The sequence below is a fragment of the Methylocella sp. genome, assembly GCA_037200525.1.
Lineage (GTDB): Bacteria > Pseudomonadota > Alphaproteobacteria > Rhizobiales > Beijerinckiaceae > Methylocapsa.
Window position 1 is genome coordinate 2,570,332 of sequence record JBBCGG010000001.1, and the last position, 26,007, is coordinate 2,596,338.

The 26,007-nt window shown below is 58.8% G+C and carries 26 protein-coding genes, 1 other RNA gene and 1 pseudogene; 16 read left to right on the forward strand and 12 right to left on the reverse strand.

Annotated elements, in window-relative coordinates; genetic code table 11:
• Positions 1-33: 33 nt before the first annotated feature.
• The 5 genes from WDN46_12615 to WDN46_12635 form a co-directional block, all read right to left on the reverse strand.
• Entirely contained in the window at positions 34-567 is a 534-nt protein-coding gene (locus WDN46_12615) for a dihydrofolate reductase (protein ID MEJ0094238.1), read from the reverse strand.
• Complete coding sequence (locus WDN46_12620) at positions 564-1,064, reverse strand: GNAT family N-acetyltransferase (protein MEJ0094239.1); 501 nt, start codon at positions 1,062-1,064, stop codon at positions 564-566. Before WDN46_12620 ends, WDN46_12615 begins: the two co-directional genes overlap by 4 nt.
• Before the next feature lie 65 nt (positions 1,065-1,129).
• Positions 1,130-2,035 (reverse strand): DMT family transporter, encoded by a 906-nt coding sequence (locus tag WDN46_12625; GenBank protein ID MEJ0094240.1) that lies wholly within the window; start codon positions 2,033-2,035, stop codon positions 1,130-1,132.
• A 108-nt stretch (positions 2,036-2,143) separates the two neighbouring features.
• On the reverse strand, positions 2,144-2,953 hold the full coding sequence (locus WDN46_12630; GenBank protein ID MEJ0094241.1) for a thymidylate synthase: 810 nt from the start codon (positions 2,951-2,953) through the stop codon (positions 2,144-2,146).
• Between the two features lie 181 nt (positions 2,954-3,134).
• Positions 3,135-3,842: a CPBP family intramembrane glutamic endopeptidase gene (locus WDN46_12635; GenBank protein ID MEJ0094242.1), complete on the reverse strand. Its 708-nt coding sequence runs from the start codon at positions 3,840-3,842 to the stop codon at positions 3,135-3,137.
• Between the two features lie 59 nt (positions 3,843-3,901).
• Here WDN46_12635 and ssrA point away from each other — a divergent pair.
• The 4 genes from ssrA (at position 3,902) to WDN46_12655 (ending at position 5,377) form a co-directional block, all read left to right on the forward strand.
• Positions 3,902-4,262, forward strand: a transfer-messenger RNA (tmRNA) gene (ssrA, locus tag WDN46_12640).
• A gap of 78 nt (positions 4,263-4,340) precedes the next feature.
• Positions 4,341-4,928 carry a ClpXP protease specificity-enhancing factor SspB gene (locus WDN46_12645; protein ID MEJ0094243.1) on the forward strand — a complete coding sequence of 196 codons (588 nt, stop codon included), beginning with the start codon at positions 4,341-4,343 and terminating at the stop codon, positions 4,926-4,928.
• Complete coding sequence (locus WDN46_12650; GenBank protein ID MEJ0094244.1) at positions 4,825-5,130, forward strand: DUF4169 family protein; 306 nt, start codon at positions 4,825-4,827, stop codon at positions 5,128-5,130. The genes WDN46_12645 and WDN46_12650 overlap by 104 nt, the downstream gene beginning before the upstream one ends.
• Complete coding sequence (locus WDN46_12655) at positions 5,114-5,377, forward strand: ribbon-helix-helix domain-containing protein (GenBank protein MEJ0094245.1); 264 nt, start codon at positions 5,114-5,116, stop codon at positions 5,375-5,377. The genes WDN46_12650 and WDN46_12655 overlap by 17 nt, the downstream gene beginning before the upstream one ends.
• 11 nt (positions 5,378-5,388) lie before the next feature.
• Here the strand turns inward: WDN46_12655 and WDN46_12660 are convergent, their stop codons facing one another.
• Positions 5,389-8,823: an AsmA family protein gene (locus WDN46_12660; protein ID MEJ0094246.1), complete on the reverse strand. Its 3,435-nt coding sequence runs from the start codon at positions 8,821-8,823 to the stop codon at positions 5,389-5,391.
• A 59-nt stretch (positions 8,824-8,882) separates the two neighbouring features.
• Positions 8,883-9,830: an aldo/keto reductase gene (locus tag WDN46_12665; protein ID MEJ0094247.1), complete on the reverse strand. Its 948-nt coding sequence runs from the start codon at positions 9,828-9,830 to the stop codon at positions 8,883-8,885.
• A gap of 373 nt (positions 9,831-10,203) precedes the next feature.
• Here WDN46_12665 and WDN46_12670 point away from each other — a divergent pair.
• Together WDN46_12670 and WDN46_12675 are read left to right on the forward strand one after the other, a co-directional pair.
• Positions 10,204-12,556 (forward strand): annotated as a pseudogene (locus tag WDN46_12670) (UvrD-helicase domain-containing protein).
• Between the two features lie 191 nt (positions 12,557-12,747).
• Complete coding sequence (locus WDN46_12675; protein MEJ0094248.1) at positions 12,748-13,908, forward strand: serine hydrolase domain-containing protein; 1,161 nt, start codon at positions 12,748-12,750, stop codon at positions 13,906-13,908.
• Positions 13,909-14,036: 128 nt separating this feature from the next.
• On the opposite strand, the gene WDN46_12680 is transcribed toward WDN46_12675, so the two are convergent.
• Positions 14,037-14,336, reverse strand: coding sequence for a hypothetical protein (locus WDN46_12680; GenBank protein MEJ0094249.1), 300 nt, complete (start codon positions 14,334-14,336; stop codon positions 14,037-14,039).
• A gap of 891 nt (positions 14,337-15,227) precedes the next feature.
• On the opposite strand from WDN46_12680, the gene WDN46_12685 reads away from it, so the two are divergent.
• The 5 genes from WDN46_12685 (at position 15,228) to WDN46_12705 (ending at position 19,418) form a co-directional block, all read left to right on the forward strand.
• Positions 15,228-16,508: a tyrosine-type recombinase/integrase gene (locus tag WDN46_12685; protein ID MEJ0094250.1), complete on the forward strand. Its 1,281-nt coding sequence runs from the start codon at positions 15,228-15,230 to the stop codon at positions 16,506-16,508.
• A complete protein-coding gene (locus WDN46_12690) occupies positions 16,505-17,137 on the forward strand; it encodes a hypothetical protein (protein MEJ0094251.1) in 633 nt (210 codons plus the stop codon). Before WDN46_12685 ends, WDN46_12690 begins: the two co-directional genes overlap by 4 nt.
• A 98-nt stretch (positions 17,138-17,235) precedes the next feature.
• Positions 17,236-17,502: a hypothetical protein gene (locus WDN46_12695; protein ID MEJ0094252.1), complete on the forward strand. Its 267-nt coding sequence runs from the start codon at positions 17,236-17,238 to the stop codon at positions 17,500-17,502.
• A 72-nt stretch (positions 17,503-17,574) separates the two neighbouring features.
• Complete coding sequence (locus WDN46_12700) at positions 17,575-17,829, forward strand: hypothetical protein (GenBank protein MEJ0094253.1); 255 nt, start codon at positions 17,575-17,577, stop codon at positions 17,827-17,829.
• 74 nt (positions 17,830-17,903) lie between these two features.
• Positions 17,904-19,418, forward strand: a complete 1,515-nt coding sequence (locus tag WDN46_12705) for a primase-helicase family protein (protein ID MEJ0094254.1) — start codon at positions 17,904-17,906, stop codon at positions 19,416-19,418.
• A gap of 289 nt (positions 19,419-19,707) precedes the next feature.
• On the opposite strand, the gene WDN46_12710 is transcribed toward WDN46_12705, so the two are convergent.
• Positions 19,708-19,905, reverse strand: a complete 198-nt coding sequence (locus WDN46_12710) for a hypothetical protein (protein MEJ0094255.1) — start codon at positions 19,903-19,905, stop codon at positions 19,708-19,710.
• Positions 19,906-20,434: 529 nt separating this feature from the next.
• Here WDN46_12710 and WDN46_12715 point away from each other — a divergent pair.
• Positions 20,435-20,737: a hypothetical protein gene (locus WDN46_12715; GenBank protein ID MEJ0094256.1), complete on the forward strand. Its 303-nt coding sequence runs from the start codon at positions 20,435-20,437 to the stop codon at positions 20,735-20,737.
• Positions 20,738-21,221: 484 nt separating this feature from the next.
• On the opposite strand, the gene WDN46_12720 is transcribed toward WDN46_12715, so the two are convergent.
• Together WDN46_12720 and WDN46_12725 are read right to left on the reverse strand one after the other, a co-directional pair.
• Positions 21,222-21,422, reverse strand: a complete 201-nt coding sequence (locus WDN46_12720; GenBank protein MEJ0094257.1) for a hypothetical protein — start codon at positions 21,420-21,422, stop codon at positions 21,222-21,224.
• An 845-nt stretch (positions 21,423-22,267) separates the two neighbouring features.
• Positions 22,268-23,833, reverse strand: a complete 1,566-nt coding sequence (locus WDN46_12725) for an anti-phage dCTP deaminase (protein MEJ0094258.1) — start codon at positions 23,831-23,833, stop codon at positions 22,268-22,270.
• 302 nt (positions 23,834-24,135) lie between these two features.
• On the opposite strand from WDN46_12725, the gene WDN46_12730 reads away from it, so the two are divergent.
• From WDN46_12730 to WDN46_12745, 4 genes are read left to right on the forward strand one after another with little or no spacing between them, the layout of a single operon-like run.
• The gene (locus WDN46_12730) at positions 24,136-24,465 is read left to right on the forward strand and encodes a hypothetical protein (GenBank protein MEJ0094259.1); all 330 of its coding nucleotides are present in this window, start codon (positions 24,136-24,138) and stop codon (positions 24,463-24,465) included.
• Positions 24,465-24,767 carry a hypothetical protein gene (locus WDN46_12735; GenBank protein ID MEJ0094260.1) on the forward strand — a complete coding sequence of 101 codons (303 nt, stop codon included), beginning with the start codon at positions 24,465-24,467 and terminating at the stop codon, positions 24,765-24,767. The genes WDN46_12730 and WDN46_12735 overlap by 1 nt, the downstream gene beginning before the upstream one ends.
• A 13-nt stretch (positions 24,768-24,780) precedes the next feature.
• Entirely contained in the window at positions 24,781-25,038 is a 258-nt protein-coding gene (locus WDN46_12740) for a hypothetical protein (GenBank protein ID MEJ0094261.1), read from the forward strand.
• A gap of 3 nt (positions 25,039-25,041) precedes the next feature.
• Positions 25,042-25,434: a hypothetical protein gene (locus WDN46_12745; protein MEJ0094262.1), complete on the forward strand. Its 393-nt coding sequence runs from the start codon at positions 25,042-25,044 to the stop codon at positions 25,432-25,434.
• Here the strand turns inward: WDN46_12745 and WDN46_12750 are convergent.
• Positions 25,431-25,970: a hypothetical protein gene (locus tag WDN46_12750; protein MEJ0094263.1), complete on the reverse strand. Its 540-nt coding sequence runs from the start codon at positions 25,968-25,970 to the stop codon at positions 25,431-25,433. The two genes, WDN46_12745 and WDN46_12750, sit on opposite strands and share 4 nt — an antisense overlap.
• Between the last annotated feature and the right edge of the window lie 37 nt (positions 25,971-26,007).

Consider the following 26,007-nt stretch of genomic DNA (forward strand, 5'->3'; position numbering starts at 1 on the left):
ATGGGATGGCGGCGCGCGGAGACAATGCCCCAGTTATGACGAGGCTTTGTCTTGGCGGCGGAATTCGACGAAGGCGAAGCTCGCTTCGTCATTGGCCTGCGGCTGCGGCGCGATGCGCTTTTGCTCGACCCATTGCGACCAGTCGATCGGCGGGAAACTTACGTCGCCCTCCGGCGTCAAGTCGACGAAGGTCAGATACATGCGCTGGACGCGATCGAGCAAAAGCTGATAGAGGGCGCCGCCGCCGGCCAAAATGATTTCATCGGCTCCCATCGCTGCCGCGCGCGCCTGCGCCAGAGCCAAGGCAGCGTCCAAATCATGAGCGACATGGACGCTGGAGTCCGCCGCCGGGAGGAAGTCGCGGTCGCGCGTGACGATGATCGTCTCGCGTCCGGGCAGCGCGCGTCCGATGGATTGAAAGGTTTTGCGCCCCATCAGCAGAGGTTTGCCCATTGTGAGCGCGCGGAATCGCTTCAAATCGCTCGGCAGCCGCCAGGGCAGGCGGTCACCTGCGCCGATCACCCCATTTTGCGCAATCGCCGCAACAAGCACGAGGGGTGCGCTCACGCGGGGCTGCCTAGCTGGCGCAAAGCACCGTCCTCGACGCGGCAAATTCTCCATTGCTCCATCAGCCGGGCGCCCATGCTTTTATAGAAGCGGATCGAAGGTTCGTTCCAGTCGAGCACCGACCATTCGAACCGTCCCAGGTTCTCATCGACGCAGCGGCGGCCGACATTTGTCAGCAAGGCCTTGCCGAATCCCTGGCCGCGAAAAGCAGGGCGAACGAAAAGATCTTCCAGCCAAATCCCGTGACGCCCGCGAAAACTCGAGAAGGTGTAGAACCACATAGCGATCCCCGCCGCCTCCCCATCGCGCTCGGCGATATCGCAGAAGACGCGCGGATTGGGTCCGAACAGGGCTGCCGCCAGCCCGTCCTTCGTCGCATAAACCTCTCCGGCGAGATGTTCATATTCAGCCAATTCGACGACCATCGCGAAGATGAGGGATGCGTCGGCGGGATCGGCGCGGCGGCTCAAAGACTTGGAAGGCTCGCTCGCGTTCATTGGGATGCCCTCTTGCGACGACGCGCCGCGCTGGATTGGCGATTTTGTCCACGGGTTGCAACAATTCAAGCGGATCTGGCGCGCAGAAAGGTCGCAAGGCCGGCCGCGACGATCAATCCTGCGCCTATCATGGTCTGTATATTCGGGATTTCCGAGAAGACGATCATTCCGACTAAAGTCGCCCACAGCAGCGACGTATAGCCGAATGGCGCGATGATGTTGGCGGGCGCCGCGGAAAAAGCCCGGATTATGCAAAAATGACTGGCGGCGCCGAGGCTGCCAAGCAGCAGCATCAAAGCGAGGTCCATGGGCTTTGGCGCGATGCCGACAAAAGGAAGGAAGGCCGCGCAGAACGCCACTCCGACGAGAGCCGAGTAAAATAAGGTCGTGAGCGGAGGATCGCTCGAATGCAACATCCGGGTCGTGATTTGATAGAGCGCGTTGCACAGAGCGGCGAGCAACGGAATCAGCATCAAAGGGGAAAGACCGATGCCCGCCTGACTAACGATGACCCATACGCCGGCCATTCCAGCCAAAACGCTGAGCCAGCCAATGATGCGGACTTTCTCGCCGAGGAGAAAAACCGACAGGGCGGTGACGAGCACCGGCGCCACCCATACGACGGCGGAATAATCGAGAAAATGCATCATGGTCAAAGCCAGCATGCCGAACAAAGTCGAGCCAAGAAGCAGGCCGGAGCGCAACATCTGCAACATAGGCCGCCGCGAGACCAAGAGACGAGGATCGCGCCAAGCGACGAATCCGGTCACCAAAACCATGTGGACGAAGTAGCGGGCGAAGGCGACCTCGGTCAGGGGATAGGAGGTCAGCAGAATCCGCGAGGTGGAATCCTGGCACACGAACAGTAAAGTCGTGGCCAGCATCCAGAGGATTCCAGTCGTGACCGTGGCTCCGCCCGCTGCGGGCAAAACGACGGGCGATGGCTGCGCGGCTAATCCCGAGCGGGTCATGGGAAGGTGAACATGTCGGCGACTCGATTGTAGGCGCTGGGTGCGCCTCAGCCCATCTGCCTGAGGGCGGGGAATGTTTTCAGCCCATCCTTAGGGGAGCGCCGGACGTTATACGGCGACAGGGGCCTTGATCTGCGGATGCGGGTGATAATTCTCAAGGGTAATATCTTCAAAACGGAAATCCAGGATCGATCGCACCGCCTTGTTCAGCCTGAGCTGCGGCAAGGGGCGGGGCTCGCGCTCCAGCTGCAACCGAGCCTGCTCGAGGTGATTGAGATAAAGGTGCGCATCGCCAAATGTATGAATGAAATCGCCCGGCTCAAGGCCGCAGACATGAGCGACCATTTCGGTGAGCAGGGCATAGCTCGCAATATTGAAGGGCACGCCCAGAAACGCGTCGCCGGACCGCTGGTAAAGCTGGCAGTCAAGCTTTCGCACGCCATCTAGGTCATCGCGGACATTGAATTGGAACAGGCAATGGCAGGGCGGAAGCGCCATGGCCGAAAGATCGGCGGGATTCCATGCCGATACAATCAAACGGCGCGAGAACGGATTGTGCTTGATTTCATTGATGACGTCCGAAATCTGGTCGATGACCCGCCCGTCTGGCGCCTGCCATGAACGCCATTGCTTGCCGTAAATCGGCCCAAGGTCTCCGTCGGCCCGAGCCCATTCATCCCAAATCCCTACGCCATTGGCTTTGAGATAGGCGACATTGGTGTCGCCCTGCAAAAACCAAAGCAATTCATGCACGATCGATTTCCAATGCAGCTTCTTCGTCGTGACGAGCGGGAAGCCGAGGCCAAGGTCGAACCGCATTTGGTGGCCGAATATCGAGCGCGCGCCCGTCCCGGTGCGGTCGGGTTTGAAGGCGCCCTCGCGAAGTATTTTGGCGAGGAGGTCGAGATAGGCTTGCATGCCTCAATCCTTGCGATGCGTTTGAACTCGGTCATCGCGAGGCGCTCCGGCGCCAGAATCGCATGACAGCTTCGTAGATAGCCACTTAACATAATCCCGAAAGGCTGCAGACTTTTCGGATGAGATAATCACCAAATCTTGTAGACGCTGCGGCGGAGCCAAAGGCCGGGGAGGTCGAAGTTCACTCGAGCAGGCTTAGACCGCAGGCGATCAAATTGTTGAAGGCGTGGAAAGCGATCGCCGGTTTTATGCTTCCGGTCATTTCGCGAATGGCGCCGAGCGTGAGGCCGACCGGAAAGATCGCCAGCGCGTAAAAATGCGTACCCTCGTAATGCAGCGCAGCAAAAACGGTCGAAGTCAGCAGCAGCACAGTAAGAAAACTGAAATTCTGGCGCAACCGCGTGAAAATCCAGCCGCGAAAGACTAGCTCCTCGGCAACGGGCGCGAAAATCACCGCGAGAACCGAAAACGCGACGGCCGCGCCAAAATTGTCCGGCATCGTTAAGTGACCGCTTGAGTCGGGCGAGAATTTGGAGAGGGCGAAATCGGCGGAAAAGCCATAGGCCACGGTCGCGGCGACGATGAGCCAGACTTTGCGCTGCATACGCCAAGGACGCCAGGCGATGACGCCGGGCCAGTCGGTCCCTCCCTGCAATCTGGCGATCCCAATTACCGCCGCAGCGAGCGACGCGTAGATCAAGAAAGAGAGCGCGAGGCCAAAATAAAGGCCTGAATTGGCGCTGCGCGGCGATTGCAGTGCCGCGAAAAGCGATGGAGTTTTTGCCCAATGATGCAAAAAAGCATCAATCCCTAGCGCGAATCCGGCAATGAACAAAAACGCGATGCAAGCGGCGCCGAGGATCGCGCAGAGGCCAAGGCACAGCCGCAAAATTGCGAAAGCCTTCGATCCTCGAGGGGTTCTCTCAATTTCGCTCAAATGAATCCGCGCGGCTTTGTGTATTTCACATTCATGGTTATATTGGATGCGTCGCGTTCTGCGCGACTATGGCGATAAACGGCGTCGAAATAAGCTCTTCGGACCCGGGGGCGGTACCCGGCGCCTCCACCAAAATCCGTCTTGAGCGGAGCCGGATTTTGGCGGGGGCGAAATAGGTTCGACGGGGAGTGTAAAGGACTGTCTTTTGCCCGGCATGGTACCGCCGTCATCGGGCTAAACCTTATAGTTGCCAATGACAACTATGCTCCGGTGGCCGTTGCCGCGTAATGCGGTAATAGTACCGAAATCAAGTCCTTAAGGGTTGCACTTTAAGGCGGGGTTCGGAGGCACCTGGCAACAGAAGCCTCCACTTTCAAATCATTAGAGTTTTGTGTAATTACCTAGCTTGAGCTCTAAATTCGCTGTTTTAGATTTTTGCCCGGGGGTCGAATGGCCATCGATCTGATCCGTTATGATGTTCTCGTCCAGGATGCGATGCGCGGCGTCGTCAGAAAAGTGCTCGGCGATATGGCGCGCGATGGCCTTGCGGGCGAACATCATTTTTATATTACGTTTCGCACCCACGCGCGCGGCGTGCGGCTCTCGACGCGCATGCGGGAGATCTACCCCGACGAAATGACGATCATCCTGCAGCACCAGTTCTGGGATTTGAATGTCACAGATCAGGCTTTCGAAGTTGGTCTGTCATTCAAGAACATCCCGGAAATGCTGCTCATTCCTTTCGATGCGCTGACGCGATTCTCCGATCCAGCGGTGGGGTTCGATCTGAAATTCGAGATTGAGGACGAGGCCGAAACCAGCGCCAACGACGCCGGCAAGCCGCTTGGGCCAACTCTGGCTTCCGTGACGTCTGACGCGCCCCAGCCTCTGCGCCCACCCGCGCTGTCCTCGGTCGAAACCGCAAAACCGCGCAATGAACCTGCGCCGGCGAGCGCCGCAGAGACCGCGGGGGACGACTCGCCGCCCGAGCCGAACGATAAAGTTGTCTCGATCGACGCTTTTCGCAAAAAGCCCTGATGGGCGAGATCGTCAATCTGCGCCGCGCTCGGCCAAGACGCGCGCCGCAGCAACGCTTGCGGCCGCGACGAATCGCTCAAAGTTTGGCCGCAGCCTCGCGGAGCGCGAAGTTGCGGCTTCCATTCGCGATCTAGATTCGTCCCGTCTCGACGCTCACAAGCGCGAGCGGCCGGACCAGACAACCGATGATCATGCAAAATGACGCCAAGCGGGATGTTTCCGGGGTCATCGTCAAACATTCGCTGACCATTGCCGGACATCGCACCAGCATCTCGTTGGAGCGGGCGTTTTGGGATGGTCTGAAATCCGTGGCTATGGACCGGGGCGTGTCGCTCGCGACCTTGGTCGCCGAGGTCGACGCTGGACGCGGGGAGGCTAATTTGTCTTCCGCCATTCGCGTTTTCGTCTTGAGGTCAGCGCAATCCTCGATTGTTGCAGGAAGAGCCTGAACCAAGGGCTTTCATTGCGTCGCGCCAGCCTCCGCCGGCGGGGTCGCTGCTTTGGCGTCCTCCGCCGCCTTGAGCCGCTCTTTTTCCCAGCGACGTTCCGATAGCAGGCGCTGGTAGAAAAAGGCGCGTTCATGGATGTCGAATTCATAGGATTCGATCCGCGCGCTTTCACGCATGATGGCCCGCGCCGCCAGCTCGTTGGCAAAGGCCGCCGCATCGAGCTGAGGGACCGGATTGGACAGAGGCCCTTTGAGATACAGGGTGATTTGCGGTGCCGAGCCGCTCCAGTCTTTGGGCGGCGCATTCAAAACAAAGGTCACGCTCTCGTTGAGGAGCGCCCGGCGCAGGTCGAACGAAGCGGCGATGCTGGCGCTAACGGGTTGATCCGGTTTGAAGGACACTCGATCGACCGGCGTCGGCGAAAGATGCAGCATTCCGGCGACGACGCCGAGGTCGAACTCGCGACTGCCTGCTTTCAAGGCGGCTTTCTGGAGTTCAGTTCCTAACGCCCGCGTCACATCGCCGGTCGCGAGCGTGGCGTTGTCCTTCTCGAATGCCGCCAGGACCCTTGCGAGCGCAAGGGGATCGGCGCGGGGGATCGTCAAATCGGCGATAGTCGCATGGCCCGCCCCAGCCAGCCCTCCCACCAGCGCGTCCGGACTCTGCCCGGCCCCGGCGATATCGAGATTGGCGCTGAGCCGTCCTCGTCCGCCCGCAAGATCGAGAGCTGCGTCATTGAGTTGGAGATGGCCCTCGAGCGAGACGTCGGCCCCTGTGCGGCGCAGCTTGACCTCGCCAGTTGCGGTTCCATCGCCGACGTCGAATCGCAAATCACGAAGATCGAGGAAACCCGGCGATGATGCGAGAGTGAGCCGGGCGTTCCGCGCGCTTGCGCCGACGGGGAAAAGGTTCGCGAGCGCCGGCATGCTGCGGATCGTCAAAGCGAGGTCGCTCGCGGGCAAGTCGAAAGCCGGCCGGGGAAATTTGACGCTCGACCAGATTGCGCCCGCTTTGCCGCCCTCAGGTGATCCAAGCACGAGACCAAACAGCGCTGCGGCGGAGAGCTTGTCGATGTCTATCGATCCGGTAAGCGTTTTCGCCCCGGCTTTGCCATAGGCGAGGGCTCCGCTGAACATCGCATCTGAAAGATTCGCCTTAAAATTCTCTAGCGACGCGGCGCCATTATCGTAAGCAAGGTCGCCGGACAGGGCGGCTGGAAATTTGCTCGCGAAGTCAGGAAATGCGAGCCCCGTTGTGCGCAGCAAAGGCGCAATATCTGGGCTTAATAGCCGCAAGGCGCCGCTCGCGGAGAACCGCGCCAAATCAGCGTTGATGCGTCCTTGAAACGTGAGATTTGTCGGACCGAGCGAGGCATCGAGTTTTGCGTCGGAATCCTGGCCGGGCGGTCCGTGCGCCTTCAGTTCAATATGCCCTGGTCCAATCCCGCCGCTCTGCGATGTGGGCGCAGCAAACAGGCGCAAAAGCGAGAGACTGTCTTTGGCGTCGGCTGTGGCCGCGATCGCCAGATTTCCGCTCTTCTTTGGATCATCGCCAATTGTCGCGGCAATTCGGGTCGCGCCAATCGTTCCCTTGGCTGAGAGAGCATTGATCGCGAACGGTTCTTGCCCGGCGGCGGCGTCCGCCGTGACATTGAGGTCGAGAGGCGCAAAATTTTCAGCGCGCGACAGAAGGGTCTGCGTCAGCGGGCTTGGCGCGATTTTGGCCAGCAGCGCGGCGAGTTGGCGCGTCCGCGGAGCGAGGACTCTTGCATCGACGTGAGCGGAACGCTCCAAGAGAGCGCCGCTGGCCGTGACGATTGCGCCGTCCAATCCTTCGAAAGTCAGTTCTTCAAGCTCGAACGCATCGCCTGCCTTGACGAGTTTAAAGCCGAGATCGCCGATGGAGGGCCCCCCGCCCGGACCAATGCCGCCAAGCGTCACCGCATTCGCTTCCAATCGCAGCGAACCATCGCTTTTGCCTAGAAAAGCGCGGGCGTCAAAGCCGGGAAAAGAGCCAAGATCGAGCGAGGGCGTTGTAAGATCCGCCTCAATGCGGGATGGATGCGAATGGGTTGCGGGCGCATAATCGAGCGTGCCCGAAAAACGCGAGCCATCCAGCTCAGCATCCAGCTCGCGCAGCGCGGCCCCGGCGTGCGAAACATGCGCATTGGCGGAAAGATCGCCGGCGCGAAAGGGCAGGCTCTGTGGCGCGTATTGCGGCGCGATCGCCTTCAGCCAATCCGGGAGGCGGCGCGCATCGCCCGCGCTGGCCTCTATTTTGCCGCTGAAATCCGCGTCGAGACCGCGCCGCCATTGCCCATCGAGAAACAGGCGCGATCTGCCAGGGCCATGAACCTCGAACCGCAGCCCGGCCGCTTTCGCCGCATCGAGGATGAGATTGCCCGATAGATCCGTGAAGGACTCGTCGCGAAAGGTCAGCGTTTGCGCAGCGTAGTTCACGACGAGCGGAAAGGGGGGGGTGAAGTCGAGGTCAGCCCAAGCGGCGTCGGGATCGAACGCATTGGCGGACAGCCAATGATCAAGATCGATCTGGCCGGAGCGCAGCGTCACCTTGCCTTTGGGCGTCGCGGAAAAATCGAGTTCGGCTTCTCCGTCCGCGCGCAATGGCTGATCCTCCTCGCCAATGCGCAGTTCGAGATGGTCCATCGCGGCGCGCTCCGCATCCGCATCGAGTAGGCCGGTGAGACGCCAGGGAAGGGCGGTGGCGACGCTCTCGAATTTGGCGGCCCCCGCAAAGCTTGGCGCGCCGTCGCGCAGGGACAAAACGCCGTCGAGATCGATGTGGGGACGCGAGGCGCTGGCGTCGACGACGAGCTTGAGCTTAAGCCTGCCATGATCGCCAGTGCTGGAAGCGAAGCGAAAGGCGCTGCGTTCCCCCGCGATATCCAGCGCGCCATTGCCCTTGAAGGGACCAAATAATGATCCCGCCTCGGCGTCGAGATCGATCGCGTTGAGCTCAAAACTGCGGTTCTTGGCGGGGTCCGCGACCGATATCGTTCCATGTTTGATGAAAATCCGCTCGAAGCGCATATGCGCTGCTGAGGCGGTTGTCGGCGGCGCTATCGCAAAAGTCCCATCTGTCGGAACAGTGATATCGAGGCGCGGCGCCTCGAGCCGGGCCTCAAGAAAATCGACGTCGCCATGCAGAAGAGGCGCAATCCCAATCTCCAGGCGCAATTTTGCGGCGGAAAGGCGCAATGGGCCGGCTTTGTCGCCGACTTCGATGTTCTCGACGACAAAATAGGGCGTCGGCAATAGTTTGAGGTCGATCGCGCCGTGAATTTGCGCCTTCGACCCCAGCATCCGCGTCAGGCGCGCTTCAATGAAGTCGCGCTGCGCGTTCCAATCAACGAAATAGGGTCCGACCAGGGCCGCGGTCAGAATAAGGATCAAGACAATCGCGAGAAAGGTCAGACTGTCGCGCAATATCGTCTATCGGTTCGATCGAACGAGGTTCAGCGGACTTGCGCCCGTAGGACGGTTTCTCATGCGCTGGCCTTATCGAGCAATTGCAAGGCTTGCGCATCGAGCTTGATCGTAGCCGCCTTGGCGGTTTCCTCGAATTGCTTGACGCTGGTCGCGCTGACGATCGGAGCTGTGACGCCGGGCTGAGCGAGCAGCCAAGCCAGCGCAATTTGCGCCGAACTCGCATGATGGCTTTTCGCTACCGCATCCAAGGCGTCCAGAATGGCAAAGCCGCGCGGATTGAAATAATGCGCGACGCTTGAGCCCCGCGCGCTTCCTTCGGCGTCTTTTGCGCTGCGATACTTGCCCGTCAAAAAACCGGCCGCCAGGGGGTAATAGGGAATGACGCCGACGCCTTCAGCGATGCAAAGCTGTTGCAATTCGCCTTCAAACAGCGCGCGATTGGCGAGACTGTAATGCGGTTGCAGGCTTTCATAGCGAGGCAGCCCTTTCTCGGCGCTGACGACGAGGGCTTGCTTGAGGCGCGGCGCCGTGTAGTTCGAGGCTCCAATAGCCCGCACCTTGCCCGCCTCAACGAGACTGGCGAAAGCCTCCAGGGTTTCTTCGAGCGGCGTCTCGGCATCGTCGAGATGCGCCTGATAGAGATCGATATGGTCGGTTTGCAGCCGCCGCAGCGAGGCGTCAGCCGATTTGACGAGATGCGCCTTTGAAAGGCCTTTGCCGCCAGCCTGCATATCCATTCCGACTTTTGTGGCGATGAGGATCTTGTCGCGGCCGCCGCCGTTCTTCAGCCATTTACCGATGATCGCCTCGGATTCGCCGCCCTGGTGGCCTGGAACCCAGATCGAATACATATCGGCCGTATCGACTAGATTGAAACCCTTGTCGACGAAAGCGTCCAACAGCGCGAAAGATGTAGCTTCGTCGGCGGTCCAGCCGAACACATTGCCGCCGAAGGCGAGCGGGCCGATTTCGAGGCCTGATGAACCAAGTTTCCGTTTATCCATTACGAATGCTCCAAGATCGATCCCGCCCGTATAGGCCAGATTAGCAGGTCCGGCGTCGAAATATGAAGGATTGCCTTCGTTTGTCCCGCCTTTCGGTCCGGACCTTTTCGGAGTGAGGTCGACAGAAAGGCTTGGCGATCCCACATTAGGCGCAATGGCCGCATGTTATGCGGCTATCTCTTTGTTTCTACGCATAATGCTGACCGAAAAATCTGTCGCTTTCCGGTATCGCGCTTCGGGCGTAAAGAATTCGAGACGCCGCCAAACTGGCGCATAATACGTGCGCGCCGTGATTCGAGGCTTTGGCCCCAATCATTTGGCGCCCTGGCGAAGGAGCCGCAACGATTTGACTGATCCTTTTTCTCTTGCGGATATGGAGGCCCCGGCGCCTCTGCCCGGCGGAATCGCCGCACGCGCCCGAGCGGCCGCTGGAGGCGGCCAGCGCTATCTCGATGGGCTGAACCGCGAGCAACGCGAGGCGGTCGAGGCGATCGATGGACCGGTGTTGGTGCTCGCCGGCGCTGGCACGGGAAAAAACACGCGTCCTGACCACTAAAATCGCACATATCATCGCGCAGGGCCGCGCCAAGGCGCATGAAATCCTCGCCGTCACCTTCACCAATAAGGCGGCGCGAGAGATGAAGGAGCGCGTCGCTGCGCTGGCCGGCCCGGTCGCCGAGGGAATGCCCTGGCTTGGCACGTTTCACGCGATTTCGACGAAAATTCTGCGCCGCCACGCAGAACTCGTCGGCCTCAAATCCGGCTTCACCATTCTCGATACGGACGATCAGATCCGCCTTCTGAAGCAGGTTCTGCAAGCCGAAAATGTGGACGACAAACGCTGGCCCGCGCGCGCGCTCGCCTACCAGATCGACGCCTGGAAGAACCGGGGTCTTGATCCTGCGCATGTGCCTCCCGGCGAGGCGGGAGCCTTCGCCAATGGCAAAGGCGGCCAGCTTTATACCCTGTATCAGGAACGATTGAAGATCCTCAACGCCGCTGATTTCGGCGATCTTCTGCTCGAATGCCTGCGCCTCCTGCGTGAAAATCCCGATGTTTTGAAACAATATCAGGACCGCTTTCGCTATATGCTGGTCGATGAATATCAGGACACCAACACGGTCCAATATTTGTGGCTGCGGCTGCTGGCGCAGGGGCGCCACAATGTCTGCTGCGTCGGCGATGATGATCAATCGATCTACGGCTGGCGCGGCGCCGAGGTCGATAATATTCTGCGTTTCGAATCCGATTTTCCAGGGGCCAAAATCATCCGGCTGGAGCGCAATTACCGCTCGACCGGACACATTCTGGCCGTCGCTGCAAACCTCATCGCCCATAATGAGGGACGTCTTGGCAAGACCTTGTTCACCGATGATGAACTTGGCGAAAAACCCACTGTCGGAGGAGTTTGGGATTCCGAAGAGGAGGCTCGCGCGGTCGGCGAAGAGATCGAGCAACTGGCGCGCAGCGGGCACGGCTATGATGATTTCGCCATTCTCGTGCGCGCATCGTTTCAGATGCGCGAATTCGAGGAGCGCTTTATCACATTGGGCCTGCCTTATCGCGTGATCGGCGGCCCGCGATTTTATGAACGCGCCGAAATTCGCGATGCGCTCGCATATCTGCGCTGCGTCGCGCAGCCGGCCGACGATCTGGCTTTCGAGCGCATCTTCAACCTGCCGCGACGCGGCCTTGGCGATGCTACCTTGCAGCTCTTGCACGATCACGCGCGGCGTCAGCGCATGCCTCTGATGCAGGCCGCGCAATATATGGTTGAGACGGACGAGCTAAAGCCAAAACAGCGACAGACGCTGCGCGGTCTCCTCGGCGATTTTGCCCGTTGGGCCGCGCTGACCGACTCCAAGCCGCAAGGCGAGTTGACCGAGATGATTCTGGAAGAATCCGGCTACACCGACATGTGGAAGAAGGACCGCACCGCCGAGGCGGCGGGACGGCTTGAAAACCTGAAAGAACTTGTCCGCGCGATGGAGGAGTTTCCCGATCTTGGCGCCTTCCTCGAACATATTTCGCTGGTGATGGAAGCTGAAAATAAGGATGCCGGCCCCCGCGTGTCGATCATGACTTTGCATGCCGCCAAAGGCCTCGAATTCGAGACGGTGTTTCTCCCTGGATGGGAAGAGGGGCTGTTTCCGCACCAGCGCTCGCTTGATGAATCCGGGCGTGCGGGGCTCGAGGAGGAGCGCCGTCTCGCCTATGTCGGAATCACTCGAGCAAGGCGTCGCGCAAAGATCTATTTCGCCACCAATCGGCGGATACATGGGTTGTGGCAGACCACAATTCCCTCGCGCTTTCTCGATGAGCTTCCGGTCGATCACGTCGATGTCGTCGAGGCCGCATCTGGCTCGGCTTATGGCGGCTATGCGCAATCGCGCTTCGCCAATATGGACAGCTACGGCTCATCCTATGCGACGCCCGGCTGGCAGCGCGCTCAGCGCCGCAACGAGGAGGCCCGACAAGGGCAGGGCGGCGAAGCAAGGGCCGAGACGTTCAAGCAGAGCGCAGCGCGGCGCGGCCCGTTGCAGATTGAAGGCGAACTCGTCGCCAAATCCAGCGCGTCATCCGCTTTCGCTCGAGGGGCGCGGGTGTTTCATCAGAAATTCGGTTATGGTGACGTCGCCGCCGTGGACGGCAACAAGCTGACGGTGGATTTCGACAAGGCCGGGCGCAAGATGGTGCTGGAAAGCTTTGTCGAGGCGAAGGGGTAGGCGGTCTTCGCGCTCGCGTCGTGGCGCGTGCAGCAGGCAAAACGACGCGCCTGAATAATCCATTGTAAATTTGTGATTTGACGGCCGCGCGGAGCTTCGCGCATATGGTCAAGCTTTGGACTTCGGGCTCCAAGGCCTGCCGCGATATTTCAGTCGGCGCAAATGACTCCCTTTCCCGCAAGGAGTTTTCGATGTCCAAAATCCCCGGTCAGCAATCCGCCAACGCTTTCGACGCGGTCATTACGCAACTGATGAATGATTACGCCGTTCCGGGCGCATCGGTGGCGGTATCTCAAAACGGCGCCATCGTCCTCGCTCGCGGCTACGGGCTGCTCGACGCGAACGATCCAAATTCTGGGGTCGCGCCCACGAATATCTTTCGCATCGCCAGCGTCACCAAACCGATTACGGCCGCGGCGGTTATGCTGCTTGTGCAGAACGGACTGCTTAATCTCGACGCGAGCGTGTGGTCTCTGCTCGCCGCGAAATTTCCCTTATTGCCGGGAAAGACCCTCACCAATGGCGTCGACCTGATCACCATTCGGCAGCTTTTGCAGCACTCGTCCGGTTGGGACGGCTCGCAATACGATCCGATGTTCGATGTGGTCGCAATCGCGGAAGCGGAGGGCATACCCGCGCCCGCCGGCAAGGCGGCGATCATAAGGTACATGTGGTCGCAAGAACTCTACCATCAGCCGGGGCAATGCTATGCCTACGCCAACTTCAACTATCTGCTGCTGGGCCGGGTGATCGAATTGATCACCGGACAGGATTATGCGGACTATGTCACGCAAAACATCCTCGCTCCGTTCGGCGCCACAGAAACCATGCAGGGATCATCTTTCGAGAGCGGACGCTATCCGAATGAGAGCCTATACTATCCCTATGCCGGCGAAGGTCTGGAGCCTTCAGTCTTTCCGCCGGTTGGTTCCGGAGTGTTGTCGCCATACGGCTCTTTCGACCTCGAAAACATGGATTCTCATGGCGCGTGGGTATCGTCTCCCAGCGATTTGTTAGGCTTCATCAATGGCGTCTTCTCTGGCGGGCTGTTGAACCAGGATACGCTCGCCGCCATCGTAGCGAATCGGGCTACGGCTTGCGACGGCAGCGGAGCCCTCTACGGCCTCGGATGGGCTCTCACTCCTGCGGGCAACGGATTCAACATCTGGCATAGTGGCTCGTTGCCCGGGACCACCTCGATCCTAGTCAAGACGATCTGGAGCGATGGCTCCAACGTCTGCTGGGCGGCAGTGCTCAACACGCGCAACGAAGATTGGTCGACCATCAGCGGAGCGCTCGATCAGGCGATGTGGAACGCCGTCGACACGCTCGACTTTGGTCAGGGCTCTTAAGGCGGCCTAGCGGCCAGATCTGAGAGCGCGCGCAGCTCGCTTCGGCGCTGTCGCGCCAGCCGAACGCCACAAACAAAAACGGCCGGGAGACGATGCCCGGCCGCTATGGCGTAGCTCTTCACATGCGCTTAGTAATAGTAATCACAGGCTCCGTAGGGATAGCTGTAAGGGTAGCCGTAGCCGGAGGCATAGCACGGAGCATAGTAGCCAAAGCCGCCCGCGCCGAAGAACACGCGTCTGTGGAAGCGTCCTGATCCGCGGTTGAAGCCCACGCTACGACCTTCAAATCCATGATTTCCGAGGTTGTGCGCTCCGCCGAAGCCGCCGCCGTGGAATCCGCCGCCGCCATGGCCGGTGCCGCCTCGCGCGAAAGCAGGGCTCAAAGTGAGAGTCGAGGCGAGCAGTGTTGCGACAAGCATCTTTTTCATAGCAAGCGTCCTTTCAATAGGATGGCGATTTTCCGGAGATCGAACCGCCCCCGAGACACTTGCAAGCTACCCAAGCCCGAACGGCCCGAGTGTGATTTTCACACATCTCGGACCACTGTGGCCGACTTCGATCTCTTGATGTCTTCTGTCCGACGCGAAGCAAGTCGGGCGCGTTGTCGCTGGGCGTCGTCGGGGATCACGTTGATGTTATAATTGTAGCGCTTCTTTCGCTTGCCGAAATCGGGCTGTAACCCACGCCGTTCACCTTTCCGCCGTCCAAAACGGAGGAGAAGGCAATGGTCAGAACCAGCCTGCTGGCCGCCTTTGTGGCGGCCATTATTGCGAGCGCGCCGGCGTATGCTCAAACAGGCTCAACAGATCCTGGGGGCCGCCCGGGCGATTCATCCAGCGAGGGTTACTTCACTCCGACAGAGCCAACGGTCTCGCAGCCCTCTGATACGAGGCCTTTTGACCGCGCGATCCTCAATGAAGACGATGGGGCTGAAAATGGCGTCTGCTTCAACTGTTAGCAGCGTATCTTGAGGGCGAGGAGATCGCCTTCGTGTTTCAGACAGGAACGGCGTTCAAAGACGCCCGACGCTCGCTAGGCGCTTATCGAAATCGCTCTTATCTGGTGAGATCCTTCGAGGCGTTCGCCTAACCCATTGGTTTTATTGGCAGGAGAGGAGGGACTCGAACCCCCAACCCCCGGTTTTGGAGTACGGCGGCGATAGTTTCCTGGCCGTTTCCGGCCTTATCCACAGCTTTAGAACCCCTTGATTCTACTCGTGTTGTGATCTCTGTTGTTTTCCTGTCTTTTCTGGCATTAATCTTATTCTGCTTACCGAGTGCTTACCGCGCTTACCGGGAAGCAAGGCAGAGGAGCCGAAGATGCCAAGGGCACGGATCAGCAAAAGATCGGTTGACGCTCTCGCTTGCCCTCCCGGAAAAGACCGTGATTTCTTATGGGATGATGCGCTCGCCGGCTTCGGTGTGGCAGCCTTCCCTTCCGGCAAAAAGGTCTATGTCACGCAATACAGGCAGAACGGCCGGTCCCGGCGCGCGACCATCGGCGAGCACGGGCGTCTAACGCCCGATGAGGCTCGCTCCGAAGCGAAGAAACTGCTCGGTGCGATCGAGAGCGGCGCTGATCCGATCGCGCAGCGGCGAGCGACGAGAACTATTCCCCTCTTCCGAGAAGTCGCCGACCAGTTCATGCGCACGCATGTCGGCGCCAAGCGCAAGGCGCGGACGCTCGACAGTTATGAGACGCTGCTTCGGCTGCACATCTTGCCCTCGATCGGTTCCTTGAGAGTAACCGATGTTCGCCGCTCCAACGTGTCGAAGATCCATGCTGACCTTGCTGACCATCCAGGCGCGGCAAACAGGTCCCTCTCCGTCATCTCCGCTATCTGGAATTGGGCCGCAATCCAGCATGAGGACCTCGCCTTACCGGCAAACCCGGCCAAAGGCATCAAACGCAACCCCGAAGAGGGACGTGAGAGATATCTCACGACCGATGAGCTGGCCCGGCTGGGCGATGTGCTGGCAGAGGCCGAAACGAGCGGCCTTGCCTACCGCGTGGATGAGAGCAGGCCGGCGGCAAAACACGCCCCAAAGCCAGAGAATCGGCGCCGGAGAATTGACCCCTTCGCGATCGGCGCGATCCGCCTCTTGATCCTGACTGGAGCTCGCCTTCGCGAAATTCTAACCGCGAAATGGGACTATATCGATTTTGAGCGCGGGCTCTTGAATCTCCCGACTTCGAAGACCGGCAAGAAGAGCCTCTTCTTGTCAGCCGCGGCTCTCGAGGTTCTCGCGGCATTACCCCGCATGGCAGGAAATCCGTACGTAGTCCCCGGAGAGAAGTCGGGCGCGCCCCGTGTGGACTTGAAGAACCCCTGGGCGGCCGTGACCCAAGCCGCCGGGCTCGAAGGCCTGCGCCTGCATGATTTGAGACATTCCTTCGCAAGCGTGGGCGCCGGTGGCGGTCTCGGCCTTCAGATCATAGGGAAGTTGCTCGGACATAGTCAGCCGGCCACGACTGCCCGCTATAGTCACCTCGACAATGACCCAATGCAGCGCGCTGTGAATCAAATCGGAAACACGATCAGCGCCGCGATGAATAGAAAGCCTGGCGCCGAGGTCGTTCCCCTTGCGAGGGCGAAATGAAGATGTGGATCGGCCTGCCGGAAGCCATACGGATGGTCATGAGTTTGCAGCACGAGGAGGGCGAGCAGATGGCTGCCTTTGCTACCTATCCATTGTGGGCTGCACACGTCGATGATCCGTCTTACGTAAAGCTAGTGCACGGCCCCGAAGCAGTTGAGCTTCTTCCGCGCGCAAGAGACGCATTCTATTCAGCGATGGATCTTCTCAAGAAGCTGTTGCCGGAAGGGAAAATCAGGGGCGAAGGCTTACACGAAGATATTGGCCTGCGAGCGCCAATTACTGAGTCTGAATGGTCAAGTCGCTATATCGATTTTTGGGACGGCCAATTGGAGAATCCGGGGGGCGGCACGCGGAGGGGATATCCATGGATTACCGAAGTCGAAATCAGCTTCGACGACCTTCGCCTTAAACTTGCGGAAGCAGGGTACGGCACTCGCGAACCGAAAACCGTCAGCGAGCGCAAGAGGCATGCGGTAAGGTGTGCGATCCGGGACATAGGGCGCAAAACTTTAGCGACGCTTCACCAAAAAAAGCGCGAAGCCGCAATTATCGAAAAAGTTCGTGACGACAATGAGGGATTGTCCGTCAGCGATACCTTCGTCCGGAGCATTTGGCACGGAAGAAAATGAGGCACGGAACTCGTGCCTAAACGTGCCTAACGTTCCTCGGGACAGCCGATGGAATATGCGTAAATTCAATAACCATCCAGTCATTACAAAGGATGGTTATGGAAAACTCCCCGCGTTTCCTCCGCCGCGATGCAGCGGCAGCATATCTCAAAACTCGATACGGCTTCGGCTCGGTTAAGTCCCTCGCAAAGGGTGTCGTGACAGGCGACTCTCCTTTGTATCGGAAGGCCGGACGAATTGTTCTCTATGAGCTCTCCGCGCTGGACACTTGGGCGATGGCCAAGATCGGCGCGCCGGTTCGCAGCAGCAGCGAGACAAAAGCAGCATCGGCGCGGCCGGCCCCCGACGTTCGCGCGGAGGGCTAATTCACCATGGACCAGGAACGAAAAAGCCCCGCTGCGAACGGGGCCTCAATTTCGAATGAGCATGCGGAACCAGTGAACCAACAAGCTATTCCGTCACGGACAAATTCTCAAGCTGGTTTTGTCGAAGCCGCCAGGGATTTTCTCTTGCGTGACCTGGCGTCCGAGACGCTTGCGCTCGCCTCAGATTACGCCCGGACAGCGGTGCTATTCGTCAAGATGGGAGATGTCGCCAAGTTCGAAGACTCCCTGCGCTCGTTCATTGCTTGCGCGAGAGAGGCGGCGAGGGCCGGCCGACAAATCATCGATTTGCATGAGGGCTCCTCATGAACGAGCACCCGCGACGGCCAGAGGCCGATCCCCAAACTGCACCCGAGGCACGTTTCGAAGAAGAACCCGAAATCATGGACCGCCAAATCCACCCCGAGCCGCCGCGCGACGAAGATTATGAGGCGAGCCTGGCCGCCCTAGACCCTGGATATGGTGATGGCGGGTCCGAGATCAGCAACGTCGTTTCGTTCGAACCGAGCAAGCCGAATGCGGCGAAAAAGAAGTCGAAATCGCGGCCGGTAGACGCGACGGATCAGGTGCCGCCCGATAGCGTGGTCATTGGCGGCGCGGAAAAGCGGATTACAACATTGGCGCAGCTCAACGAGCGCTACGCGTTGCTAGAAGCGCCGGGATCGGCCCCAGCCTATGTCGAGCGCAGTACGGGGCAGCCGCTGCAAGACATCTGCCTTAAGCGCAAACTTGCTCCTGAGGTTGTTGTCACGGGCAGGAAGGACGGTAGGCCGGTTTATGCGTCTGCATACAATTTTTGGACGGGTCATGCTCGTCGACATGTCTATAGGCGCATCGCTTTCACCAGCAAGGATGTCCCCGAGGATACCCTGAACCTATGCAGGGGCCTTGGCGTCACACCGAAGGCTGGGCCGGTTGACCTTATTCTCAATCATATTCGGGAGGTCATTTGCGCTGGGGACGCGCTGGCTACCAGTTATATGATCAAGCTTCTTGCATGGCAGATCCAAAACATCGGCCGGCCCTCAAAGATCATTGTTGCCCTAAAGACCAAAAAACAGCAGGCCGGCAAGGGTTTGTTGCTCGAGCAGATCATGCTGAGAATTTATGGCCCGAGCGGCGTTATGCCGGCCACGGCTGACCAGGTTCTTGGCCGGTTCAATGATGCGCTGCGCGGCGCGTCTTACATCTTCTTGGATGAGGTCCTTTTCGCCGGCGATCGCCGCTCGGCGGATCAAGTCAAAAAGCTCTCGACGGGCAGCGTCATCGGGATCGAGACCAAAGGTGTTCCCATCGTCCAATGCCCTATCGGCGTCAATTTCTGGCTGGCGAGCAACCACGACAATGCAGCCCATATCGAAGAGGGCGATGCGCGACATTGGGTTTTGAACGTGAGCGAGAATCGGATCGGCGACGCCGCATATTTTTCGAAACTGAGCCACCAGATCGAGAACGGCGGCCGAGAGGCGTTCGCTCATCACCTCCTAACACTCGACGTTGCCGGCTTCGTACCGTGGCGTGATATTGAGATCGACACCGCGGCGCGCAGCGACATGATCCGGGAAAGCATCAACCCGCATGATGCCCGCAAGTGGATTGAAGCTTGCTGCGCCGTAGAGCAGATCATTGGCACGAAAGATCTCTCAACGGGAAGCTGCACCCCCTGGATCGACGGAGAGGCGTATAGCTTCGCCGAGCTGGCGGCCGCATATTCCGTGTGGGTCAAAGACCAGCGGTCAGCCCGCGGCGCCCAGCCTACGCCGCTGCATAGGCTCGGGGAAGTTCTGACCGCAGCCGGGTTCGGAACGAAAAAGACTAAAACCTGCAACTTGCGCGTTTTGCCCAAGACGGATGCCTGTATAGCGCTTCTATGGCGCCGTCCGAAGGATGGAAGCTGATTTTCTCCCTCCAGCGTCTCCCTCCATGTCTCCAGCATTGATTTTAAAAGGTTTTCTCCCAGGGTGGAAGCATGGAGGCAAAAACAGATGAAACGCTACAAATATTGCGCGCGGCGTTTTCAACGATCCGATTTGCAGCGATTTGCGGATTCTGCTTCCAGTGCTTCCACCCAAGCGATTTTCGTAGCGACATCAACGGCATAGCCAAAATCTGCCTGCTTCCATCCTCCCTCCATTCTCCTTCCATCTGCTTCCAGGAATAAATAGAGAGATAAAGGAGTAGTGAGCCTCAAACTTCGGCGTTTAGCGCCAAATTCGTGTCGAAATACTCGCCGTCCAAACCATTGAAAAACGCAGGAAAATCCACGCGCACACGCGCAACTCCCAAAATGAAGCCAAACACGATGGGGCCAAATCCAACCGGCAAGCGGGATTGATGACCCAAGGCCCAAAGGTTGGGGGAAGTGCAAACGGGGCTGAAGGTCATGGCTTGCGCGAGCGCGAGACCGCTTCCCAACACTTTGGCGGCGGCAAGATCGTAAGGGGCCTTCCGAACGCAACCCGCAATTCAAATCGAGGTGAACGCCAGAGGCCGCAGCGGCTGGCCTCATGATAGGGTATCAGGCGGTCTGGGGTTTATGCAGCGCGCGAAATCAACATGTTAGCATTCCAATAGGGCAGGGCGTGCGCCGGCGGTAAGCATACGGTAAGCGCTCCGCCTCTCGCTTTTGCGAATGTCTCCTCGAGGTCGTGATTTTGGCGCGATCGCTCGACGAGGGGGGTACCCCCAAAAACCAGTCGTCGGCAGTGAGCTCCAGGTTCAGACGCGCGCCTTACGCTTCAAAATCACGCCGGCCCCAAATTTTTTATCTGGGCGCGAACATTCCGCAGTTCCGATACCGGCTGTCTCCTTTGCGCGCATCGACGAAGCGCGCCTCTGGGAGATCGCGGAGAATTTGCACCGAGCTGATCTGACCACGCTCGAGCGGTCAGAGCATATAGCGGAGTGGGTGCGATTGACCGATAAAATTGGGCAAGTTGCTCAATTTTCTAAGGTCGGAGCTGGGCGGGGTAATGAAGGTGGCATCAGCGCCGCCGCTCGAGAAATAGGTGTAGAGCGCACCGAAGTTAGGCGTGCTGAAAAAGTTGCCTCAATTTCAGACGATGCCAAAGAGGCTGCGCGAGAGGCCGGTCTCGACGACAACCAATCCGTTCTGCTGAAGGTGGCGCGCGTCGAGCCTGCGCGACAGGCATCAGTTTTCCGGCGGCGTGACGATGCCCTCTTGGGTTCGATAAGGCTGGTTCCACCAGTGCTTTAGCGGCGGAAGAAGATTCAGCCTCACAAGGATCAATCCCAAGGCAGAGCGGCCATCTTCCGAGAAGGCCCCAGTTTCGACGCACGCAATGTCTGGACGAAACCCCAGCGCATACGCCTCTCTTAAAGTACTGCGGCGAGCTATGGCCAAAGGCCCTCTGCGATTTTGCCATTCGTCCATACAAGAGGGTGCCAGGTAGGTTCGTGAAGCGTCATCTAAAAATATGGGGGCATAGTAGGGGATGGAGTCTGACGTGCCGATCCCTTGCAAAGCGAGTACTGAAAGGCCGACTGCCGCGATAGTCGCCACAAGCAATTTTCTCAAGATGCATCATTCCCCCTTTGAACTGCCGAACGAAAAGCTGAAGATTGTTGCGACAGGCGAGAAAATGGACGGCGCAGTGATATAGCGCGCCCATGGCGTCAGGGCCGTCGCCTCCGGCTTCGCGCGCTCTCAATTCGGCAAGAGCCCTAAGCCAAGACTTGCGTCATGTCTTTTTCTGAGCGGCAGCGCATTCGGCGTCAAGCCGCTCTCGGAACCAAGACACATCGAGCGCTGACCTAGCTTCGTCGTAACCGTTGAGGCCTAATTCAATTTCGATCGACAGCCACTCATCAAACTCGCCAGAGCGGGCTAGCTCCATGGCCTTGGCGCGGATGGCCTCTTCTCGCTCGGCTTTCTTGGTCACTTTGCTGTCTCTTCGAGCCTGTCACATCTCGCCTGGGCAGTCGGTATTCTTGGTCGCGGCATGGCTTTAATGGGCAGCTTTACTTTGCCCAAGAATCGCCTATCAATGTGCCAAGTGGCACTCGCCGCCGCCGTTACCTATACCTCAGCCGGGAAGCATCAGGTAGGGTACGACCGACAGTGAGCGCGTACGCGCTCCCATCGACCAAACCGAAAGCGTCGGTACGTCGTGACGTACACGGGCTTCGGATACGAACATACGACCACTGCGTATCTCCGAGGGTGCTGGGGTTGATCCCAGCGCTCCGGAGCGCCCTATGCGCCCCGCCGCCAAAGGGCAGCTATGAGGGCGGATGCAATAGGCGCAGACGACGAGTGCCGATCTGTACCTACTCGATTCGAACGCGGGAATCGAATCAAGGGTGTGGAAAACCTACGATTCCTGTGAGGTCGATGCCTATAGCCAGTGGAAGCCCTTGGCTATAAGGCCCGCCAAGCCGAGCGCCGCAACGATCAGGCAGCCAAATACGAGCCTGAAATTTGTCTCGGCTTGCGAGCGGAGATTGCCTGTCTCGGTGCGAAGGTCACCCCGAAGCTCCCGTTCAAGCCGTGAGCTTCGGGTCACGCGGAGGAAATGAAAAGATTCCGGACGCACGAACCCTTCTAATCGCCTCACGCCGGATGGCTAGTGTCGACGCATCGACGAATGAAACTAGAACCGTATCCCGTGGAGCTTCAATTTTAACACCGGCATTCATTGGCTCAGCTTCAGCAGTTAACTCAAGCCGAAATTGCTTGTCTTGATCATCCCTACGCCTAGTCACCGGCTCGCCCCCTCGCCCGCGCTTACGGAGTGTCATTATGCTCTCGATGCGATAGATCAGCAATCACCTTCAGCTCATAATCGGTAGGCGAATCGAGAGGAACTTGGAACACAGGAAGTGCATGCTTCTGGGAGCGCTTCATGACTTCGCCATCTTTCTTGCGGTCTGCTGCCGGCCTAAACAGACGAAGAAAGCTTCGTGGAGCGACGCCATCATATTGTCTGAAGACGACGCGCGTCTTGTCGTTTGGATCCTCGGTTATTGAGTCAGAGTGAAGCGCCGTAGCTAAGCTTTTGTCGTAGGGCTCGATATAAACGACGGTGGTGATGCCCGATGCGACGATATGCCTGGCGCAGTTGTGGCATGGATATGTCGTCGTGTAGAGAGTTGCACCTGAGATTGAATGTCGCCCCTCTCGAGCAACGGAAAGTATTGCTTCCATTTCTGCGTGGATTGAACGGGAGAATTCGATAAGAGAATCTATTTCTGTTCCCACAAGAAGAGAGCGCACGTCATTATAGATTGCGCCCTTCTTTAGCACAGCAGATCCATAAATGCGTTTTGCTATTTTGTCCACGATGTCCACGCGCCGTGTTTCATTATGGCAGATACACCCTTTCCATTTAAAACATCTAAAGTCTTTATCGAGCAGCGCCCCTCGCTCGGAGTCCCATACAGACTGCTGATCTTCTCCGTAAAGCCCTCCTCCGAATCGCGGCACGTCATTCCATCCAACAGCAATAAGCTCGCCCTCAGCCGAAACGATCGCTGCCCCTACCTGCCGCGACATGCATGCCGAGTTCGCAGATGCCGAGCACGCTTCGTACATCGCAGATTCAGCCCTATAGGGCGTATGCACTGAAGTATTAAATATTATGTTGAGGAAGCGCAGGATCTTGGTCTTTAGCTCCTCCTGCTTATGATCGTTGCACAGAAATAGGTCCGCCTCGACGAAGAGCTTGCGAGTCTTTTGACCAAAAGTTGCTGGCTCGCCGCGATCTCGATCCATGATCCGTTGCACGGCGTCCGTGGCTACACCGTTGTCCTTGAGGCGAGCGGCGCGCATCTCATCAGGTGCGAATACGCCGACGACGCACAGTGTCTCTCCGTAGATCTGCCTCAGCAAGGCAAGCTCCTCGGGGTTTTTCAGCGAATCAATAATGTATGCGCGCCTTCCCGGAAGCGGGACATCGCTGTCTGAATAACCACCGTTTGCTTTGCGAAATTTGTAGATCTGTTCGACGGCTTTTTCCGCGAGATAATTATTGCCAAACCTCTCGCGCAATGCATTTCCAGCTGTCTGCATCTGCGTGATGTACGCATCGAGGGGCGCTTTTGGTGGTGCGCTGATCCCAACTCGGGATGCCTCCGACCGGATAATCTCGCTCGGCTTGATTATGGGTCGCACAGTATACCCAAAATCATTTGACAGGAGGTCGCGAAGGAAACCAGCCGCTGTGGAAACGCCCGACCCCACAGGTCCTACAAGCGCGATTACAAGCTCTTGCGAGCGGCGCTCCGTTATGGTGTCCGCGACGCTCACTCGCGGATGCTCCGCCAGCAAATCTCGTAAAGGAGAAGCGCTCACTGAAAAATCCCTGAAAAAACTTATCTAAATATCGGTGCACCTTAAGTTCAATATCCGCTTACGTCGAGGCAAATCATGTTGCGACTTTCGGCCGGCCGTTAGTGCCGCGCGCTCCGCCATGCGCCACGATGCCCTTGACTGGCATGCCGCGAAAACCCGTCGCGGGCCCAGCCGCCCGAGGCGATCTCGACCTAGTCCACAGGACCCAGCTCCCTTGCTCGCGTCATCGGTGTCGCAGCCTTGACTTCGCGCCATAAATATGCTAGCGATGGCTGGTCGCTACGTTATGAGGACGGACTTTGATGCCCGACTACATCGCGAAATTGCAGGCCGAAGAGACGCACAGGCTGATGACTTCGAAAGGCTATGTTCGCGTGGATCCGGCTGCGAAAAAGGAGACGACCGTGACCGAACAACCGATGACCGACGCCGCGAAAATGTCCGATATCATCAACCGGAGGGCTGCGACCCATGCCCGGCAGGCGACCGACGATGCGGCATATGATGCGCGTGTGGCGGCAGCTGTGGCGGCTGTTCCGAAGCCCCATAACTGGCATCAGGGGAGCGCGATGGATCGCCTCGCTTGGGCGCGGGAAGTGACGCGCGACGTGAAGGCGAGGATGCCACGCTGATGGCTGAGCCCCGGCGCGGCAAGCGGATCGTTTCGCGGAAAGTGTATCTCGCCACGCGCGGACTGGATGACGAATGCCGCCCTTTGTCCGTGGTTGACGACGCCGTCGCCGACGAGGCCGAGACCGGCGCGCTCGCTTGGCAGGCAGGCGAGCCGAATGCGAAAATTAAGCGGCCAGTTTTCAACACCGAAGTTGCGTTCATGGGCGTGGCGGCTGTGAGCCAACCTCCGCGCAATCCGTATGAGCCGCGTCCGCCACGCGAGCGAATTTCGCGGTGCCGGTTGCTTGGTAGGAAGGTTTAATCAGGAGGGGAAGATGGCGACCACAACGGAAGGCAAAATTGAAGTTTATTACGGCGGGCGGCCCGGCAAATCCGAACTGATTGCGATGTTTCCCGTCGACTTCGCTGAGGCGAAGCGCGGCGAGCCGAACCTCTGGTCATTGACGCCGTTCGCTGGCACGCAAATCAAGGCGATCTTCCAGAATGGGCAGCGGGCTGGCTTCGCAATTCAAGACGAGCAAGGCCATTACACGATCCCAATGCCAGCTCTTCATTTTCCTGCGGCGGGTTAAATCATGACCTGTGACGCGCCGATCGTGGCCTACTACCGCCACCTCGGAACATGTGAAGTCGTGCGCATGCATGAGAGCGATTTCGCTGAAGCAAAGCGCGGCGTCGACGGCGCGAATTGGTCCAAAACTTCGTTCGTCGGATTGCTGCAGGTCTGCGCCTATGCCCCGCACGGCCAACGCCTGGCTATGGCAATTCAGAATGAGCCGGGTGGCCCGTATGTTATCCGCGCGGGCGCGTACGCGGGCACGCGCGTTGATCCCCGCTCGGGCGCTGCCATCGGCGTGGATGCAGCCGCAGTGGTAAGGGAACGGGCACCAGAGCAATCGCAGGCCGATCCGCAATTGCTGCCACACGAATGGGCGGATCTGATCGGAACGGACGGCTTGGCGAATTAATTTGCGAAAGGCCCGGCGGCGGCTGCCTGTTGCAACCGCCGGCGACGATTGCTCCGTTCGGCGGCTGCCTTTTTCTTCGCGGCCGTCTCCTCGGCGGTGCGCTTCTTCGATGCCCATAGCTGGCTACGAGCGGCACGCATTTTGGGAGTGAGGCGGTCCCGTGCGCGGACTGTGGATTTATGCGGCTCGACGCGAACCATCGCAATTCGCAGGCCGAGAGCATCCATCAGACATGGAAGTGTGAACAGCCCAAGATTTCTAGTTCCGCATTCAATTTTGCTCGTGTGACCCGAGGCCAGACCCGCGAGATCGTCGATTTCCAAACTGGAAAATCCCAGCTCCATGCGGCGAGCGGCTATCACCCTATTGAAATCGCGCACGTCGACCGTGAATGCCTCAGGCGGCAGGCTTTCCAAAGCGGCTGTAGGGATCGTAGCCGGGGCGGAGATCGGGGCCGCGGCTGCTTCTTCCGCAAGTAGGCGATCCCACTCAGCGGCCTCCTCGGGTGTCGCAAATCCGGATAGCTCATAGGTCAATTCAGAATCTCCGAAACCGGCGGGCGCCGCCCCTCAT

Bases quoted from the DNA above. Each gene is read 5' to 3' on its own strand.
- WDN46_12740 (MEJ0094261.1), top strand. From the start codon at position 24,781: ATGGCGACCACAACGGAAGGCAAAATTGAAGTTTATTACGGCGGGCGG.
- WDN46_12680 (MEJ0094249.1), bottom strand. From the start codon at position 14,336: ATGAAAAAGATGCTTGTCGCAACACTGCTCGCCTCGACTCTCACTTTG.
- WDN46_12690 (MEJ0094251.1), top strand. From the start codon at position 16,505: ATGAAGATGTGGATCGGCCTGCCGGAAGCCATACGGATGGTCATGAGT.
- WDN46_12655 (MEJ0094245.1), top strand. From the start codon at position 5,114: ATGATCATGCAAAATGACGCCAAGCGGGATGTTTCCGGGGTCATCGTC.
- WDN46_12665 (MEJ0094247.1), bottom strand. From the start codon at position 9,830: ATGGATAAACGGAAACTTGGTTCATCAGGCCTCGAAATCGGCCCGCTC.
- WDN46_12620 (MEJ0094239.1), bottom strand. From the start codon at position 1,064: ATGAACGCGAGCGAGCCTTCCAAGTCTTTGAGCCGCCGCGCCGATCCC.
- WDN46_12645 (MEJ0094243.1), top strand. From the start codon at position 4,341: ATGGCCATCGATCTGATCCGTTATGATGTTCTCGTCCAGGATGCGATG.
- WDN46_12685 (MEJ0094250.1), top strand. From the start codon at position 15,228: ATGCCAAGGGCACGGATCAGCAAAAGATCGGTTGACGCTCTCGCTTGC.
- WDN46_12695 (MEJ0094252.1), top strand. From the start codon at position 17,236: ATGGAAAACTCCCCGCGTTTCCTCCGCCGCGATGCAGCGGCAGCATAT.
- WDN46_12710 (MEJ0094255.1), bottom strand. From the start codon at position 19,905: ATGACCTTCAGCCCCGTTTGCACTTCCCCCAACCTTTGGGCCTTGGGT.
- WDN46_12630 (MEJ0094241.1), bottom strand. From the start codon at position 2,953: ATGCAAGCCTATCTCGACCTCCTCGCCAAAATACTTCGCGAGGGCGCC.
- WDN46_12730 (MEJ0094259.1), top strand. From the start codon at position 24,136: ATGCCCGACTACATCGCGAAATTGCAGGCCGAAGAGACGCACAGGCTG.
- WDN46_12675 (MEJ0094248.1), top strand. From the start codon at position 12,748: ATGTCCAAAATCCCCGGTCAGCAATCCGCCAACGCTTTCGACGCGGTC.
- WDN46_12745 (MEJ0094262.1), top strand. From the start codon at position 25,042: ATGACCTGTGACGCGCCGATCGTGGCCTACTACCGCCACCTCGGAACA.
- WDN46_12735 (MEJ0094260.1), top strand. From the start codon at position 24,465: ATGGCTGAGCCCCGGCGCGGCAAGCGGATCGTTTCGCGGAAAGTGTAT.
- WDN46_12625 (MEJ0094240.1), bottom strand. From the start codon at position 2,035: ATGACCCGCTCGGGATTAGCCGCGCAGCCATCGCCCGTCGTTTTGCCC.
- WDN46_12705 (MEJ0094254.1), top strand. From the start codon at position 17,904: ATGGACCGCCAAATCCACCCCGAGCCGCCGCGCGACGAAGATTATGAG.
- WDN46_12650 (MEJ0094244.1), top strand. From the start codon at position 4,825: ATGAACCTGCGCCGGCGAGCGCCGCAGAGACCGCGGGGGACGACTCGC.